At 43.3% G+C, this 16,493-nt stretch carries 14 protein-coding genes; all 14 read right to left on the bottom strand.

What is annotated here, in order from left to right:
• The 14 genes from FFM84_RS09025 to gap all read right to left on the bottom strand — a co-directional run bounded on the left by FFM84_RS09025 (position 1) and on the right by gap (position 16,490).
• A complete protein-coding gene (locus FFM84_RS09025) occupies positions 1-498 on the bottom strand; it encodes a GNAT family N-acetyltransferase (RefSeq protein ID WP_130844942.1) in 498 nt (165 codons plus the stop codon).
• A complete protein-coding gene (locus FFM84_RS09020) occupies positions 491-1,225 on the bottom strand; it encodes an amino acid ABC transporter ATP-binding protein (protein ID WP_130844941.1) in 735 nt (244 codons plus the stop codon). The genes FFM84_RS09025 and FFM84_RS09020 overlap by 8 nt, the downstream gene beginning before the upstream one ends.
• The gene (locus tag FFM84_RS09015; protein ID WP_130844940.1) at positions 1,225-2,661 is read right to left on the bottom strand and encodes an amino acid ABC transporter substrate-binding protein/permease; all 1,437 of its coding nucleotides are present in this window, start codon (positions 2,659-2,661) and stop codon (positions 1,225-1,227) included. The genes FFM84_RS09020 and FFM84_RS09015 overlap by 1 nt, the downstream gene beginning before the upstream one ends.
• 287 nt (positions 2,662-2,948) lie before the next feature.
• Positions 2,949-3,419: an SsrA-binding protein SmpB gene (gene smpB / locus FFM84_RS09010; RefSeq protein ID WP_130844939.1), complete on the bottom strand. Its 471-nt coding sequence runs from the start codon at positions 3,417-3,419 to the stop codon at positions 2,949-2,951.
• Between the two features lie 27 nt (positions 3,420-3,446).
• A complete protein-coding gene (gene rnr / locus FFM84_RS09005; RefSeq protein ID WP_130844938.1) occupies positions 3,447-5,852 on the bottom strand; it encodes a ribonuclease R in 2,406 nt (801 codons plus the stop codon).
• Between the two features lie 23 nt (positions 5,853-5,875).
• Positions 5,876-6,631 carry an alpha/beta hydrolase gene (locus tag FFM84_RS09000; protein ID WP_130844937.1) on the bottom strand — a complete coding sequence of 252 codons (756 nt, stop codon included), beginning with the start codon at positions 6,629-6,631 and terminating at the stop codon, positions 5,876-5,878.
• A gap of 52 nt (positions 6,632-6,683) precedes the next feature.
• Positions 6,684-6,920 (bottom strand): preprotein translocase subunit SecG, encoded by a 237-nt coding sequence (gene secG / locus FFM84_RS08995; RefSeq protein ID WP_130844936.1) that lies wholly within the window; start codon positions 6,918-6,920, stop codon positions 6,684-6,686.
• 100 nt (positions 6,921-7,020) lie between these two features.
• On the bottom strand, positions 7,021-8,571 hold the full coding sequence (locus tag FFM84_RS08990) for a ClC family H(+)/Cl(-) exchange transporter (RefSeq protein ID WP_130844935.1): 1,551 nt from the start codon (positions 8,569-8,571) through the stop codon (positions 7,021-7,023).
• A gap of 5 nt (positions 8,572-8,576) precedes the next feature.
• On the bottom strand, positions 8,577-9,476 hold the full coding sequence (locus FFM84_RS08985; protein ID WP_130844934.1) for a phosphotransferase: 900 nt from the start codon (positions 9,474-9,476) through the stop codon (positions 8,577-8,579).
• A gap of 115 nt (positions 9,477-9,591) precedes the next feature.
• A complete protein-coding gene (spxB, locus tag FFM84_RS08980; protein ID WP_130844933.1) occupies positions 9,592-11,334 on the bottom strand; it encodes a pyruvate oxidase in 1,743 nt (580 codons plus the stop codon).
• A 616-nt stretch (positions 11,335-11,950) separates the two neighbouring features.
• On the bottom strand, positions 11,951-13,279 hold the full coding sequence (gene eno, locus FFM84_RS08975; protein ID WP_130844932.1) for a phosphopyruvate hydratase: 1,329 nt from the start codon (positions 13,277-13,279) through the stop codon (positions 11,951-11,953).
• Between the two features lie 82 nt (positions 13,280-13,361).
• On the bottom strand, positions 13,362-14,117 hold the full coding sequence (gene tpiA / locus FFM84_RS08970; protein WP_130844931.1) for a triose-phosphate isomerase: 756 nt from the start codon (positions 14,115-14,117) through the stop codon (positions 13,362-13,364).
• A gap of 27 nt (positions 14,118-14,144) precedes the next feature.
• Positions 14,145-15,347 (bottom strand): phosphoglycerate kinase, encoded by a 1,203-nt coding sequence (locus FFM84_RS08965; RefSeq protein WP_130844930.1) that lies wholly within the window; start codon positions 15,345-15,347, stop codon positions 14,145-14,147.
• 120 nt (positions 15,348-15,467) lie between these two features.
• Positions 15,468-16,490 carry a type I glyceraldehyde-3-phosphate dehydrogenase gene (gene gap / locus FFM84_RS08960; protein ID WP_130844929.1) on the bottom strand — a complete coding sequence of 341 codons (1,023 nt, stop codon included), beginning with the start codon at positions 16,488-16,490 and terminating at the stop codon, positions 15,468-15,470.
• Positions 16,491-16,493 lie beyond the last annotated feature (3 nt).

The raw sequence follows: 16,493 nt of genomic DNA, 5'->3' as shown, positions 1-16,493 counted from the left end.
TTATAAACGATAAATTTGATTGATTAGTTTGGTCCCATCAGGCATCGTATCCACAAGGTGCTGACCTGTATCGTGAAAACCAATGCGGTCGTAGAATCGCCGTGCAGCTTGATTTTTCGCTAAAACCAATAAATTAACGACGTCGGCTGATGACAAGTCGGCTAAGGCCGCCTGCATCAGCCGCGAGCCAATCTGTTGGTGTTGAAAACCCGGCAAAACATATAACGAATAAATCTCAGTTTGTCCGGCCCACTGCGAACGTCGCGCTGGACCAGCAGCGATAACGCCAATGACTTGATCAGTCGCCGTCACCGCTAAATGTGTCAGTTGCCATCGTTCAGCTGGCCGCCACAGCTTAGGCGTTAGTGCGGCTAAGGTCGCTGCTGGGATCATCCCCGCATAAGCGCTCCGCCACACGGTTAGATAAAGTTGGGCAATGGCATCAAAATCTTCATCAGCAGTTGCCGGCCGAATCGTCACCGATTGGTCACTAGACATTGATCACCTTTTGTAAGAAGTCTTGTAATCGTGGACTTTGTGGATTTTCAAAGATATCCTTAGGTTTGCCAGTTTCTTGAATCAAGCCATCAGCCATAAAGACCACTCGATCGGCCACTTCTTTAGCAAAGCCCATTTCATGAGTCACAACGACCATCGTCATCCCATCCGCAGCCAGTCGCTTCATGACGTCTAAAACATCCCCGACCATTTCGGGATCAAGTGCCGAAGTTGGTTCATCAAACAACATGATTTTAGGCTTCATTGCTAACGCCCGGGCAATCGCCACCCGTTGTTTTTGACCACCGGAAAGTGATTTTGGCATTGCATCTGCTTTATCAGCTAATCCCACAGTATCTAATAAGTGTCGTGCCGTTTTTTCAGCTTCCGTCTTAGATTCCTTGCCAAGTTGCACTGGCGCTAATGTGATGTTTTGCAACACGGATAAATGTGGGAATAAGTTAAAATGTTGAAAGACCATTCCGATATTTTCGCGAACTAAGTTAATATTCGTGCCTTTATCTGACAAATCATAACCACTGATCACAATTTGCCCTTTAGTTGGCACTTCCAAATCATTTAAACACCGCAAAAAAGTACTCTTACCAGATCCCGAAGGGCCGATCATACAAACGACTTCGTTATCTTCGACTTCTAGGTTTAATCCTTTTAAAACTTCGTTATCGCCATAACTTTTGTGTAAATCCTTTACGACCACTTTCGCCATTAGTTAATTCTCCTTTGTACCCAGTTTGAGAGCCACGTCAACAACGTAATAATGATCAAGTAAATAATCGCAATCATTAACCAGATCTTGAATCCTTCAAAGTTACGGGCAATAATCAATGTCCCAGTTTGGGTTAATTCGACAATCCCAATAACAGATAGAATTGAGGTATCCTTCAACGTGATGATGAATTGGTTGATAAATGATGGGATCATGATGCGGATACCTTGTGGCATGATGACTTTACGCATCGCTGTCCAATATGGCAAGCCTAACGAACGTGCTGCTTCCATTTGACCATCATCAACCGCTTGGAAGCCCCCTTTAACAAAGGCCCCGGTATATGCCCCTTCATTCAACATTAAGGTAATCATCCCAGCCACAAACGCGGGAATCTTGAACCCATGTCCAATGAGGTCCGGGAATCCAATATAGATGAAGAATGCTAAAACCATTAATGGCATCCCCCGGAAAAGGTAAATAATCGTACTAGAGATGGCTGGGCCAATTTTACCCGGCATCACACCTAAGACGCCTAAAATCAAGCCTAAAATCGTTGCTAAAATAATTGAAATAACCGTTAATTCTAACGTCATCCATAACCCACTACCGATTGTCCCCAAGTTTTGCGTGAACAAACCGACAAATGTCCGGCTGCTGGCAGTTTCACCAGTTAAGGAAGCCTCACTTGATTTTAAGTATTTGTTGACGATCTTTTTGTACGTGCCATCAGCTTTAATTGCTTTTAAGCCAGCATTGAATTTCTTCAATAAGGCAGCGTTCTTACCCTTTTTAACCGCAAAGCCATAATCACCAGCGGCATATTGTTTAGAGACAATCTTCAACGCGATGCCGTTCTTAATCCCATATGACATGACTGGATAATCTTCAAAACAGGCCGCTGAGTTACCAACTTTAACATCGTTATACATATTATTAGAATCGTTAAAATACTTGATTTTAAAGCCATACTTGCTCTGAATTGACTTGGCATAAGCCGCACCAGCCGTCCCGGTCTTCAACGCAACCGTCTTACCTTTTAATTGACTAAATTTTTTGATCTTACTATCCTTAGCCACAGCCATCACGACCCCAGACGTATAGTAAGCATTAGAAAAGTCAAACGTCTTCTTACGTTCAGCCGTGATGTTCATCCCAGCGATCACGCCATCCACTTGATTAGCACTTAATTGCTGCACAGCAGCCCCAAAGCTAATTGCTTTCAATTTATAATTGATATGCTCTTTTTTGGCAATCGCCTTTAAAATATCAATATCAATCCCTTTATATTTGCCACCTTTAGCTTGGAACTCAAACGGTGCAAACGTCGTATCTGTTGCAATGGTGTACGTCTTCGCCTGAGCATGGGTATTTAAACTAAACCAGCTTCCGACGGCGGCTAACAGCATGACAACTGCAACTTGCCATTTTTTCATGTGGAGACCTCCTAATTCGTTCACCCTTAATGGGTATGTCATAAAATATAACATAAGCATTGTGAATACGCCAATCCGTTTTATCATAATATTCTAATATCAATCTAATGATAGCGATTTTATTGAGCGTTCACTTAACTTTCTTAATCAAAAATGAGTTACCCACTTAATATTCCGAGGAAAATACAGCGATATTCCATGATTCCCGTTTATCTGGTTTATTTAGACCAAAGACACAAAAAAAAGCACTAGTTTAGGTTGTTCCTAAGCTAGTGCTTCTAGACCAATTAGTAATGTTTCATCACGCGATCAATTTGTCGTTGCTGTTCGCGTTTTTTAATATCTTGACGCTTGTCGTATTCACGTTTCCCATGGGCGACCCCAATCAAGACTTTAGCAAAGCCATGTTTGAGATACATCTTCAATGGAATGATCGTGACCCCTTTAGTCTGCGTTGCTTCCCCCAACTTACTGATTTCCTTCTTATGAAGCAGTAATTTGCGGTTGCGCAGTGGATCGACATTAAATCGATTTCCCTCAGCAAATGGACTAATGTGGACGTTCATCATCCAAGCTTCGCCATTACGAATTTGCACAAAGCCATCCTTTAGGTTCACACGACGATCACGAACTGACTTGATTTCAGTCCCCGTTAAAGCAATACCAGCTTCATAGGTGTCTTCAACCGCGTAATCGTGCCGTGCCTTCCGATTTTGTGCGAGGGCAGTATCGGGGTGTTTACCATGTTGTTTGGCCATTGCCGCACATCCCCTTACTTAAGGCATCTACCGATGATCAGTGGTACTCGATCGGCGTTGGCCATTTTGATTGTTGTTTGACCGAGAGCTATGGTTTCGGTTATTGCTGTTGGTATTACGTTGGTTGCCATTACGACTACCACCATTGCCATTCCGGTTATTATTACGATTGCTATTGTTACCATTACGACGATAGTTGCCGTTCCCACCGCGACGGTTATTGCCACGATAGTTATCACGTGGTTCACGTTTTGGTAATAAGTCCGTCTTTGGCGCTTCTTCTGGGTTCAACAACTTAAAGTCGATTTCACGTTGATCTTTGTCAACCCGAAGTAATTCGACCTTCACGGGTTGACCGATTCTAAACGTCCGTTTTGTCTTACGGCCAACTAAGGCGAGTTGTTTTTCAACATATTCGTAATAGTCGTCATCCATCACACTGATGTGAACTAAACCTTCAACGGTGTTTTCAAGTTCAACGAATAATCCAAACTTCATCACTGAATCAACGACCGCGTCAAAGTGTTCACCAACGTGATCGGCCATGTATTCGGCTTTCTTCATGGAATCAACATCACGTTCAGTATCGATCCCGCGACGTTCATTACTTGAGGTTGTTTCCGCAATATTAGGCAAATTATCACGATACTTGGCGCGTGCATCTTCACCAGTCCCATTTTCAGCATAATGGCGAATCAAACGATGAACCATCATATCTGGATACCGGCGAATTGGTGACGTAAAGTGGGTGTAGTATGGTGCTGCTAACCCAAAGTGACCTAATGATTGGTCAGCATACCGGGCTTGTTTCATACTCCGCAACATCATGACCGAAACCATTGCTTCTTCTGGTTTACCAGCAACCTTCTTCAAGACATCTTGTAACATCTTCGGCTTAACATCCTTAGAACTACCGGTCACATTAACCCCAAAGTTCGTGACGAATTCGAAGAAACTAAGCATCCGATCACTATCAGGTGTTTCATGGACCCGGTAGATGAATGGGACTTTTAATAAGCTATAATGCTTAGCAACCGTTTCATTGGCAGATAACATAAAACTTTCAATCATTCGTTCAGCTAACCCACGCACCCGTAATTGAATATCAATTGGATGGCCAGCTTCATCAACAATGATCTTTGCTTCATTGTCATCAAAATCGATCGCCCCACGATGACGACGATTCTTATAAAGAATCCGATGCAAGTCACCCATGGCATCAAACATGTCTACTAGATCTGCATATTTTTCACGAGTCTTAGGATCATGAGCTTCCAAAATTTGGTTAACCGCATCATAGGTCATTCGTGCATGTGACTTAATCACACTTTGGAAGATCTTATGATTAACGATGTTACCTTCTTGATCAATTTCCATTTCACAAGACATTGCTAAGCGTTCAACATCTGGATTCAGTGAACAGATGCCATTTGATAAGCGCCGTGGCAACATTGGAATGACCCGATCAGTTAAGTAAACTGATGTCCCACGTTTGAAAGCTTCACGATCCAATTCTGAGTTTTCAGTCACATAATGACTGACATCAGCAATGTGAACCCCTAAATGGAAGTTCCCATTAGGCAATCGCCAAGCAACAACCGCGTCATCCAAGTCTTTTGATTCCGCGCCATCAATGGTCACCAATGGTTGGTCGGTTAAGTCGACACGCCCTGCTTTATCTTCTTCAGTCACATAATCCGGAATCCGATTAGCTTCATCCGTTACTTCTTCTGGGAAGACCGATGGCACTTCGTGTTGGTAAACCACTTGTAAGACGTCCATCCCTGGATCATCAACACTCCCAATAACTTGTTTAGCCAACCCGATAATTCGCGTTGGATGTTGGGCATCTGGATAAGCCGCAATTTCAACAATGACAACTTCACCTTCAGTTGGGTGAATGCCTTGTTCCGTCACAAAGAGTTGATACTTAGAAAGTTTCTTTTCTTTAATTTCGATCGTCCCAATAAATTCAGGATTATCCGTACTAGGCGTAAAAGCACCGACGATTTGGGTGTAATTACGTTGCGCGATACTCGTGACTTTACCTTCAGGGCCACGATCAGAACCGGGCCGGGCTGGACGAATGATTTCAACTTGGACATCATCACCAGTGAACGCAAACATCGTGTTATCTGGGTTGATATAAATATCTGGCAAATCTGGATCGTAGCGCACGAAACCAAAGCCCTTGTCGTTACCGTGGAAAGACCCTTCCACAACTTTGGTATCTTGTACAATTTTAAAATGATCTTGATCATCGGTAGTGACCTTCTTTTGACGTTCCAAGTTGGCTAATTCTTTAACCAAGAACGTAAAGGCCGTCGCACCTGTAAACTGCAATTCATCGCATAACCGTTCCACACTGTAGCTACGGTCGGGATGAGCTTGCAAGAAAGTCATAATTTGTTCTTGTAAGTTAGATTCTGACATTATTTACCTCATTATTTTTTAGTTTATTTATTAATCTTTTTTAAATACGTTAAGACATCTTGTTCCAATTGGTGATGGGCGGTATTTACCGTAATCACGTGCCCCGCATCGGCATACCAATGGAAGTCAACGGGTGTTCCTTGACCTAACAAACGATCACGTAGCCGTTGCGCTACCGTGGCTTCGATCAATTCATCTTGACCACCTTGACCAATAAAAAATGGCTTGGTTAGCCGATCCAAGTGTGCCGCAATCTCCGTCGTCGTGAACTGCGTTACTGCCGCTAATTGGGCCTTAACAGCTGGCTTCAAGGCCGCTAGTGCTGGGGCTTGCTCAGCTGTCGTAAGCCCTTGTTGTTGGAGTTGCTGTTGGCTTAATTTGATAAACATCGGTGCTACATGACTATGGGCACTCGCCAAAACGGGTGAACTAAACGTCCCACCACCGAGTAACGTGGGGTCATTTTCCAAAGCCATCGTGGCAAACAGGCCACCCAACGACAAGCCAAAAATACTAAGTTTAGTATAGCCTTTTTGCCGCATAAATGATATTGCTTGCTGGGTATCCTGCCACCATTGTTGCGGTGATCCTTGTTCCAGAATATCTTGCGGACGGCCGGTAGCATGTCCCGTCAATTGTGGGCCGTAGACCGTATAATTGGCACGTTCTAACGCCCGGGCCAACATCCGCACGTCATTGGCGCTCCCCGCATAGGCGTGGAGCAAAATCACCGCCTGGTCGCCATGTTCAAATAAGAATGGTGCCGGTTGCTTAATCAAATTTACACCTGCCTTAAAAAAAAGCCTCCTGAAATCACAGGAGGACGGTCAGTTACTTCGATGAATACCAAGCTAAAGCGAGTGCGACGACGAAGAAAATAATTCCGAGTACGACGGTCACTTTTTGCATGAAGGCTTCAAAGCCCCGTGGTTTTTGCTTGGCGAATAAATCGTCGGCACCACCGGTCAATGAAGACATGGCATCATTTGTCTTAGATGGTTGCATCATTACCGCAATGATAATGATCACAGAAACCACCAAAATTATCGTCATTAATGTATTATACAAAAAAATGTCCTCCTAAAGAGTCCGCTATGTCTATAACAATTTAACATATTTAAGGCAACTTTTCCAGTCTGCTGCCGAATTAGTTGTTTTCTAAAGCCGGTTAACTCGTGGTAGCGGTTAACCGATCAATTTGATGGTGCACCCACGCCCGATTACTGCGATCGGTTAAAATAATTAAGGTGTCCCCAGCTCGCATCAACGTATCACCATGCGGAATCACTTGACGTTCGCCACGCCGAATCGCAATGAGCAATGATTCTTTAGGCCATTGAAAATCCCGAACTTGATGACTTTCAAGTGCCGAGCCTTCAAAGACAGGAAACTCTAGTCGATCTTGAATGCCACTGTGTTCTGGCAACTTCGGCTGTGTGAGTTTTTCTAGTAAGGCTTCATAGATTGGTGCGCCCCCTAGTAGGTCGACCACTAAGTAAGCCGTTAGTGACACCACCGCTAATGGCATCAGATGCGTCAAAGTGCCCACCATTTCCGTAATTAACAAAATCGCCGTAAACGGTGCTTTCCCAATCCCAGCAAAGTATCCTGCCATTGCAAAAATGATGAAGTTCGTCACATAATGAGCGGGCATCAGGCCTAAGTTGACCATGGTTTGTGCATAAACGGCACCTAAAACCGCCCCTAACGACAAGATCGGTAAAAAGATCCCCCCAGGCAACCCCGACCCATATGAAACCGTTGAAAAAATAAAGCGTAATGCAAAAATCCCAATCAAGACAATCAGCGCTGGAGGCATTGCCGCGAGATTTAAAATCACCGCATTACCTCCACCCAAAAATTGCGGCCAAAATAACCCAATAGGAATAACCAATATAAATGGGATTAGTCCATCTAGCCAAGTTGGCAATCGTAATTTAGCGTACCAACCTGGCGCTGCCAAAGTCACATTTTGATAACAATAGCCTAAGAGTCCTAAAAAGATCCCTAACCCAATTAAATTTCCATATTGACTGATTGGCAAATTACGCGCATACGGGATATGCAATACCGGTACGAGACCAAAGAAATTCATTGAAATAAAATTACTGGCAATCGCACTCGCCAAAGCCGTTGTCCAAATAATTGGTGAAAAATTATGATAAACTTCTTCCAGGACAAATAGCGTACTGGCAATTGGCGCATTAAAAGCCGCCGATAGTCCAGCCGCTGCTCCCCCAGCAATGAGGGACCGGCGATCGGCCCCAGTCTGCTTAGTCTTAGCTGCAAACCCCTGACCAATCGTAGCGCCTAACTGAATCGATGGCCCTTCACGACCTAGAAACAGACCAGATCCAATGCCAAGAATACCACCAACAAATTTTTTCCATAATACTGGCCACCAGTCGTAGTCGAGCTCGCCCGCCAACTGGCCTTCAACTTGTGGAATTCCGGAACCTTTAATATCTGGCGTTTGTTTGACCAACAGTCCAATTGCGACTGCGACCAGTACGCTTAAGCCGATCCAAGGGAGCAACAGCCACATATTTGAGCTGATTTGCTGATAACACCACTGAACCAAATGGAGGCCTTCTTCAATGCAAAATCGAAAAACACTCACGACAAACCCGGCCAAGACGCCGACAATTAACCCCCGGCCAATCGCACTAAATCGTGTTAAATCAAGTCGGCGTTGATGCGGCTGACGTTGACGCTGCAAACTACTCACTCCTTACTTTCTTTAATCAATTTGGTTAACGCCGTCCGAACTGCGGCCAAATTAGTTGGCACAGTCGGCATCAAGCAATCTAGCCACATCGGCCCATCAGCACGCCAAAGTAACCCAAATAAAACAGCTTCAACCAAATCAAGTTGCCCGAGACTAGCTAATAACCCGTGTAAGAAGTCCGAATCACCCGCAAAGGCATCAAGAATTAACGGCACTAGTTCTAGTTCACGCGGACCTTGGCACGCTGTTTCAAAGTGTTGTAGACCGATTCGACCAGTCATGACCACTAAGTTATCACCAACCAAATTACCGTGCACAAACTGATTCGGTGTTACCGGATGCGCCGCTAAAAAGCGTTGCCGTTCAGTTACAAAGTCAGTCCCAAAATCAGCCCACAAGTCATCGGCACTAGGTGTCGTTGTCGGCATCGTGTTAAAGCTAGTAACGGGGCCATTTAGTTGCGTTAACATTAGCCCAACTTGTTGACCCAAAGCTTGTTTAACATCAGGTTTAGCCGTTGCTTTGAAGTTCGTTAATGGCACACCCATTAATGGTTCGTAGATGACATAATAAAATTGATAACGATCAAAAATAAAACCTGCATGGCGCAGTAACGGTGCTGCCAAACCTAATCGTTTAACCCGCGCTAGACTAAACCGTTCCGTTTGATAACGATCACGGGTTGTTGGCGCAATCACTGCTGGCGGAAAAATGGCAATCTGGGTGCCGCCAACATGAAAGGTTGCCGCAAAATCACTTTGAACCGGTTCTAACGCTTTAAATGGGTCGTTTTCACTTAAATAGATTTGACGAACTAATGGTTCAAACGTCGCCGTTGACGTCATTACCGCTTGCCAATCCGTCCATTGTTGTAATTGATGTTGAAAAAAATCCATTTTCTAATTCTCCTTTAAACGCTCGTGTTCTTATTTTACCACGAGATGTAACTTGTGCACCGACTTGACGACAACAAAAAAGCTTGGGTTTTAACCCAAGCTCATTATTTTAATTTTATTTAGAAACTTCCTTCAAGAAGTAACCATATGGGTGTAAGCCTTCCGTTTGATACTTCTTAACGAAGGCATCAACATCTGCTTGTGAGGTCCACTTGTTGGTTTCTAAGGCCATGTGTTCCGTTGTGAATGGCATCTCATGCGTTAACTTCACATCAATTAAGACCGGTTTGTCAGTTGCTTTAGCTTGAGCTAAGGCATCTTTAAGTTCGGCCAACGTCCGGACGGTAATTCCTAAAGCGCCCATGCCTTCGCCAACTTTAGCCCAATCGGTATCAATCAAATCAACCCCAGATAATGGTTGTTTGCTGTCATCGGTTTGTTCAGCTTCAATGAAGCCTAACGTTTCGTTGCTGAACACGATGTTGATGATGTGTAAGTGATATTTCACTTGCGTTAAGATTTCTTCGCATAACATTGCAAAGCCACCATCACCACTCAAACTAAAGACATCACGTTCTGGGTAGTAAGTCTTGGCCGCAATGGCTGCAGGCATCCCATAACCCATCGTTGCATATTGACCAGAAGTTGTCCATTTTTGATCACCGTGTAAGTTGATCAACCGCATAAAGTTAATGTTGACATTACCGACATCCACACCGAAAACGGCTTGATCACTAGCAGCTTTGTTGATTTCGTTGAAGACGGGTTCTGGCCGTAATGGTTGACTGTCATCTTCATTGAAACTAGCTTGCCAGTCACGCCAGTTTTGACGGTTCAATAATGACGCCTTGTAGAAGTCTGATTCTGGTAAGTCGGACCCCTTGTCGATCAACGCTTGTAAGGCTTTCTTCGCATCAGCTAAAATAGCCACATCCACATGATGACGCTTGCCTAGCTTTTCACCATCAATATCAATTTGAATGACTTTGGCCCGTGGATTAATTAGGAAGATACTGAATGGCACATCATTCCCGACCCAAAGCACTAAGTCGTTAGCAAACCCAGCTTCAACCCCTGGCTTAGGCGCAACTCGACCAGTTGACCCTAAGTAATTTTCGTATTCATCTTCCACAATGCCCTTCGCTAAAACGGAAGAAATCATTGGCATATGGAATTTTTCAGATAAGGCTTTGAGTTCTTTACCAGCATGCTTAGCCCCAATCCCAAAGTAGATTAACGGTGCTTTGGCATTCTTGATTAATTCCCAAGCGTCATCAATCCGTTTTGGATCTGGTTCTGGCATAATTGGTTGTTGATAGAGATCCGCAGTTGGTTCGAATTGGTCTTCAATTTCAGTCCAGCCTAAGTCCTTTGGCACTGTCACAACTGCGACACCAGAATGCTTGTAAGCTTGACGAATGGCTTCGTCATACATTTGTGGAATAGATTCGGCCGTCATCGCGGTCCGGTTCCAAACTGAAACATCATCGAAGATTGGTTCTTCATCAATCGCTTGAAAGAAGTCAATGTTCATCCGCTTAGTTGGCACTTGTGCAATAATTGCAACGACTGGCGTATGGTCATGTTTAGCATCATACAACCCATTTAACAAATGAACCGCACCAGGGCCGGCAGACCCGAAAGTCACCCCAACCTTACCTGTTAGTTTAGCTTCCGCAGAAGCGGCAATCGCGCCAGCTTCTTCGTGCCGTACTTGAACATAATGTAAGGTATCCTTGCGTTCATAAATGGCTTGCATTCCTGAGTCAAATGACCCACCTGGTAACCCATAGATGTTTTTAACACCCCAAGCTTCCAAAACTTTTAAACCGGCAGTAGCTGCTTTAATTTTACTCATGACAACGTCGCGCTCCTTAGATTTTAAGTTATCAAGTCAGCTTAGTAAGCGGTTACAAATGATGTTTTTAAATAGGTCCATCTGCCAATGGACCGCTCTTCTCAAATGCCGACCAGCTAACCTGATTCAACTATATAAATTTGCAATAATTAAGACTTAATTGTCATCCCCGTCAATTCGCGAAAACCTGCTCCGCTTATCAACAAGGTCATCATACAACTTGCCTTAACTATAAGTCAAACGTTTTTCCCGAGCTTATCAAACCCGCATCACAAGTGCATTATTGAGCAAAAGTTCTCAGCCCTGATAAGTCGGCATTCTTTGCCTTATTAATAATCGATAAAAAATTATATATATTTTTTTGATATTATTTAACACTAAAATTGATAGTTTCTGTGTATCAATCCATCAAAAAAATTAATTGATCATAACAAAGGCCATGCCCTGAGTCTTTAGCTATGGTTGTGCATTCTTGCACCAATTGTAAGCGTTGACATTGCAATTTATTCCGACTAGTATTATAGATATATACACAAAATGCGGACTTGAACCAAGTCCGCATTTTTATTTGCAAAAAAAAGCCCTGCAATTGCAGGACTTTTTTCTAACCAATTACTTATTTGCTAGCAATCGTGTTACGAGCGTCTTCACTCAAGTTATAGAAACCGTTAAGACCCTTGTATTCTGAAGTGCTTTCAAGTTGGTCTTCGATCCGCATTAATTGATTGTATTTAGCAATCCGTTCAGTACGGCTCATTGAACCAGTCTTGATTTGGCCAGCGTTCATTGCGACAACTAAGTCAGCAATAGTCGTGTCTTCAGTTTCACCAGAACGATGTGAAACGATGGCAGTGTAGCCAGCTTCTTTAGCCATTTCGATAGCTTCAACAGTTTCAGTTAAAGTACCAATTTGGTTAACCTTGATTAAGATAGCGTTGGCAACGTCCATCTTGATCCCCTTAGCAAGGTAGTCAGTGTTAGTAACGAACAAGTCATCACCAACGATTTGAACTTTCTTGCCAAGCTTAGCAGTAGCCATTTGCCAATCTTCCCAGTTATTTTCATCCAAAGGATCTTCGATAGAAACGATTGGGTACTTGTCAACGATGCTGTCAAGTAAGTCAACGAATTCTTCGGCAGTAAATGATTTACCATTTTCGCCTTCACCCTTCAAATCATACTTGCCAGTTTCAGTATTGTAGAATTCTGAAGCGGCACAGTCAAAGGCGATTGAAATATCTTTACCTGGCTTGTAGCCGGCACGTTCAATAGCTTCAACTAAGATTTCGAATGGTTCTTCGTTGTTCTTCAAGTCAGGTGCGAAACCACCTTCGTCACCAACGGCAGTTGAGAAACCGCGTTCGTTCAAGATAGCTTTCAAGTTATGGAAAGTTTCTGAACCCATACGAACAGCTTCTTTGATTGATGATGCGCCAACAGGCATGATCATGAATTCTTGGAAGTCAACGTCGTTGTTGGCATGTGCGCCACCATTGATAACGTTCATCATTGGTGTTGGTAAGACGTGCGCATTGAAACCGCCAAGGTAGTTGTATAATGGCATTTCAAGTTCGTCAGCAGCAGCACGTGCAGCAGCGATAGAAACACCTAAGATAGCGTTAGCACCCAACTTAGCTTTGTTAGGAGTACCGTCTAACTTGATCATAGCTTGGTCAATAGCGCGTTGGTCAGTTACATCGTAACCAACGATTTCTTTGGCGATTAACTTGTTAACATTGTCAACAGCCTTAGTTACGCCTTTGCCCATGAAACGGCTCTTGTCACCATCACGTAATTCAACGGCTTCATGTTCACCGGTTGAAGCACCTGAAGGAACGATACCGCGACCAAATGCGCCGCTTTCAGTATATAATTCAACTTCGACAGTAGGGTTGCCACGTGAGTCTAAGACTTCGCGAGCATAAATATCTGTAATAATAGACATTAAATTCTCTCCTTAAGTTTGCTTATAATTGGTTCACAACCCATTGTAGAGGGTTGTGATTAAACTTGCAATAATGAATTACTTATTTTTGGTAGTTTACCAAGGCTAAGAATGATTCAGGTTCCATTGAGGCACCACCAACAAGACCACCATCAATGTTAGCCTTGCTCATGAGGTCAACGACGTTAGCAGGTTTTACACTACCACCGTATTGAATCCGAACTTTGTCAGCAACTGTTTCTGAATAAAGATCAGCGACAGTCTTACGAACAACTGCACAGATTTCTTCAGCTTGGTCACTTGTAGCAGTCTTACCAGTACCGATGGCCCAGATTGGTTCGTAAGCGATAACCAATGAACTAACTTGGTCAGCTGATAAACCTTTCAAAGCAGCTTTGATTTGGCCTGAAACCCATGATTCGGCTTCGCCGGCTTCACGTTGTTCAAGGCTTTCACCACAGCAGATGATTGGTAACATGTTGTTCTTGAAGATAGCATGAGCTTTCTTGTTGATATCTTCATCAGTTTCGTGGAAATAGCCACGACGTTCTGAATGACCGATAACAACGTAGTCAACGCCTAAATCAGCTAATGCAGCTGGTGAAGTTTCACCAGTAAATGCACCAGCGTCTTCAAAGTAAGCATTTTCAGCAGCAATCTTTAAATCTGAACCTTTAGCAGCTTCGATCATTTCTTGTAAGAAAAGAGCTGGAGCAGCAACGACAGATTCAACTTTAGTAGGATCTGGTAATTGATCCTTAACAGCATTAACGAAAGCTAAAGCTTCGCTAGCCGTTTTGTTCATTTTCCAGTTACCGGCAATAATAGGTGTACGCACGATAGACCTTCCTTTCGGAGAACAGAATTATTTAGTAGAAATAGCAGCAATACCAGGTAAAGTCTTACCTTCAAGGTATTCAAGTGAAGCGCCACCACCAGTTGAGATGTGGGTTAACTTGTCGCCAACGCCAAGTTGCTTAACAGCGGCAGTTGAGTCCCCACCACCAACGATGGTTGTTGCGTCTGATAACGTCCCTAAGAATTCGCCAACTTCAAGCGTACCCTTAGCGTAGTTACTCATTTCAAAGACACCCATTGGTCCGTTCCAAACAACCGTCTTAGCGTCGCTTAAAACATCTTTGAATTCTTGAATTGACTTAGGACCGATATCTAAGGCCATGTAGCCATCAGGAATTGAACCATCAACAACTTTGTTAGGTACATCGTTGTCAAATTTTTCAGCAACAACTGAGTCGCTAGGTAAGACCAACTTGTCGCCAGCCTTTTCGATGATTGACTTAGCTAATTCAATCTTGTCTTTTTCAACAAGTGAGTTACCAATGCCCATGCCTTTAGCAGCATAGAACGTATAAGTCATCCCACCACCGATGATGATCTTGTCGGCTTTGCTGATTAAGTGATCGATAACACCGATCTTGTCAGAAACCTTAGCACCACCTAAGATAGCAACGAATGGGTGTTTTGGATTGTCAACCGCGTCACCTAAGAATTCGATTTCCTTTTCCATTAAGAAACCAGCCGCAGCTTGTTCCATGTTTGAGGCAATCCCAACGTTAGATGCATGGGCACGGTGAGCAGTACCGAAAGCATCGTTGACGTAAACGTCACCAAGTGATGCCCAGTATTTGCCCAATTCAGGATCGTTACCTGATTCGCGCTTAACTTGTTCGCCATTAACAACGTCTTCAAAACGAGTGTTTTCAACAACTAAGACGTCACCGTCATTCATGTTGTTGATAGCTGTTTCAAGTTGTTCGCCTTCCGTAACAGGTACGAAAGTAACAGGTTTGTTTAATAAGTTTGAAAGACGTTCAGCAACTGGGCGTAAGCTCAAACCTTGCTTGTCATCTTCGCTCTTAATCCGACCTAAATGTGAGAATAAGATGGCTTTACCATCATGTTCGCTAACATATTTGATCGTTGGTAAAGCAGCGACGATCCGGTTGTCGTCACCGATCTTGCCGTCTTTAATAGGAACATTAAAGTCAACACGGATTAAAACTTTTTTATCTTTAACATCTAAATCTGAAACGATTAATTTAGCCAATGTTAAAATCCTCCTAGGAATTTCGTCAGTCAATTTAATTTAAGAAAAAAACGGCAGGAGAAGATTGCCTCCCCCCGCCGTCAAAAACCTATGCGGTTTTAAAATTCGCAATCTTTAATATTAAAGAGTAGCAAATTTCAATAAAGTACGTACCATTTGGCAAGTGAAGCCGTATTCGTTATCGTACCAAGCAACAGTCTTAACTAATTGGTTTTCACCATCAGAAGTAACTTCTGTTTGAGTAGGATCGAAGATTGAACCGAAAGTAGTACCGATAACATCTGATGAAACGATTTCGTCAGCATTGTAACCGAATGATTCGTTACCTTCAGTATGCTTCTTGATAGCAGCGTTAACTTCGTCAGCAGTAACTTTCTTGTCTAAGATAGCAACTAATTCAGTTAATGAACCGTCAACAACACCAACACGTTGTGCATGGCCTTGTAACTTACCTTGTAATTCTGGGATAACTAAGCCAAGAGCTTTAGCAGCACCAGTTGAATGAGGAATAGTGTTTACACCGGCAGCACGTGCAGCACGGAAGTTACCGCCACGAACAGGGCCGTCTAATAACATTTGAGTTGAAGTGTAAGCATGGATAGTCGTCATAGTACCAACTTTGATACCAAATTCTTGGTTTTCAAAGAAAGCAAGAGGTGCAAGACAGTTAGTAGTACATGAACCAGCTGAAACGATACGGTCGTCAGAAGTCAAGATGTCATCGTTAACATTGTAAACGATAGTCTTCAAGTCTGAGCCAGCAGGAGCTGAGATCAAGACACGTTTTGCGCCAGCGTCCAAATGAGCTTGTGACTTTTCTTTAGATGTGTAGAAACCAGTACATTCAAGTACGAAGTCAACACCGTCGTTCTTAACCCAAGGAATATTTTGTGCTTGAGGTTCTGCGTAAACACGGTAGTTCTTACCGTTAACAACGATTGAATCGTCGGTAGCAGAAACTTCAGCATCTAAAGTACCATGAGTTGAGTCATACTTCAAAAGATGAGCCAACAATGCAGGTGAAGTTAAATCGTTGATAGCAACAACTTCAATATCACTTGACTTTGCACCAAGTTCTAAGATACGACGGAATGCTAAACGACCAATACGGCCGAAACCATTAATACCAATTTTTACAGACATACT

The organism is Lactiplantibacillus mudanjiangensis, assembly GCF_005405385.1.
GTDB lineage: Bacteria > Bacillota > Bacilli > Lactobacillales > Lactobacillaceae > Lactiplantibacillus > Lactiplantibacillus mudanjiangensis.
The sequence above is the reverse complement of the archived record's forward strand: the minus strand, read 5'-3'. Positions and strand labels throughout refer to the sequence as shown.

Excerpts from the sequence above, each read along its gene's own strand:
- FFM84_RS09025 (WP_130844942.1), bottom strand. The coding sequence starts at position 498 with ATGTCTAGTGACCAATCGGTGACGATTCGGCCGGCAACTGCTGATGAA.
- FFM84_RS09020 (WP_130844941.1), bottom strand. The coding sequence starts at position 1,225 with ATGGCGAAAGTGGTCGTAAAGGATTTACACAAAAGTTATGGCGATAAC.
- FFM84_RS09015 (WP_130844940.1), bottom strand. The coding sequence starts at position 2,661 with ATGAAAAAATGGCAAGTTGCAGTTGTCATGCTGTTAGCCGCCGTCGGA.
- smpB (WP_130844939.1), bottom strand. The coding sequence starts at position 3,419 with ATGGCCAAACAACATGGTAAACACCCCGATACTGCCCTCGCACAAAAT.
- rnr (WP_130844938.1), bottom strand. The coding sequence starts at position 5,852 with ATGTCAGAATCTAACTTACAAGAACAAATTATGACTTTCTTGCAAGCT.
- FFM84_RS08985 (WP_130844934.1), bottom strand. The coding sequence starts at position 9,476 with ATGGATTTTTTTCAACATCAATTACAACAATGGACGGATTGGCAAGCG.
- spxB (WP_130844933.1), bottom strand. The coding sequence starts at position 11,334 with ATGAGTAAAATTAAAGCAGCTACTGCCGGTTTAAAAGTTTTGGAAGCT.
- eno (WP_130844932.1), bottom strand. The coding sequence starts at position 13,279 with ATGTCTATTATTACAGATATTTATGCTCGCGAAGTCTTAGACTCACGT.
- gap (WP_130844929.1), bottom strand. The coding sequence starts at position 16,490 with ATGTCTGTAAAAATTGGTATTAATGGTTTCGGCCGTATTGGTCGTTTA.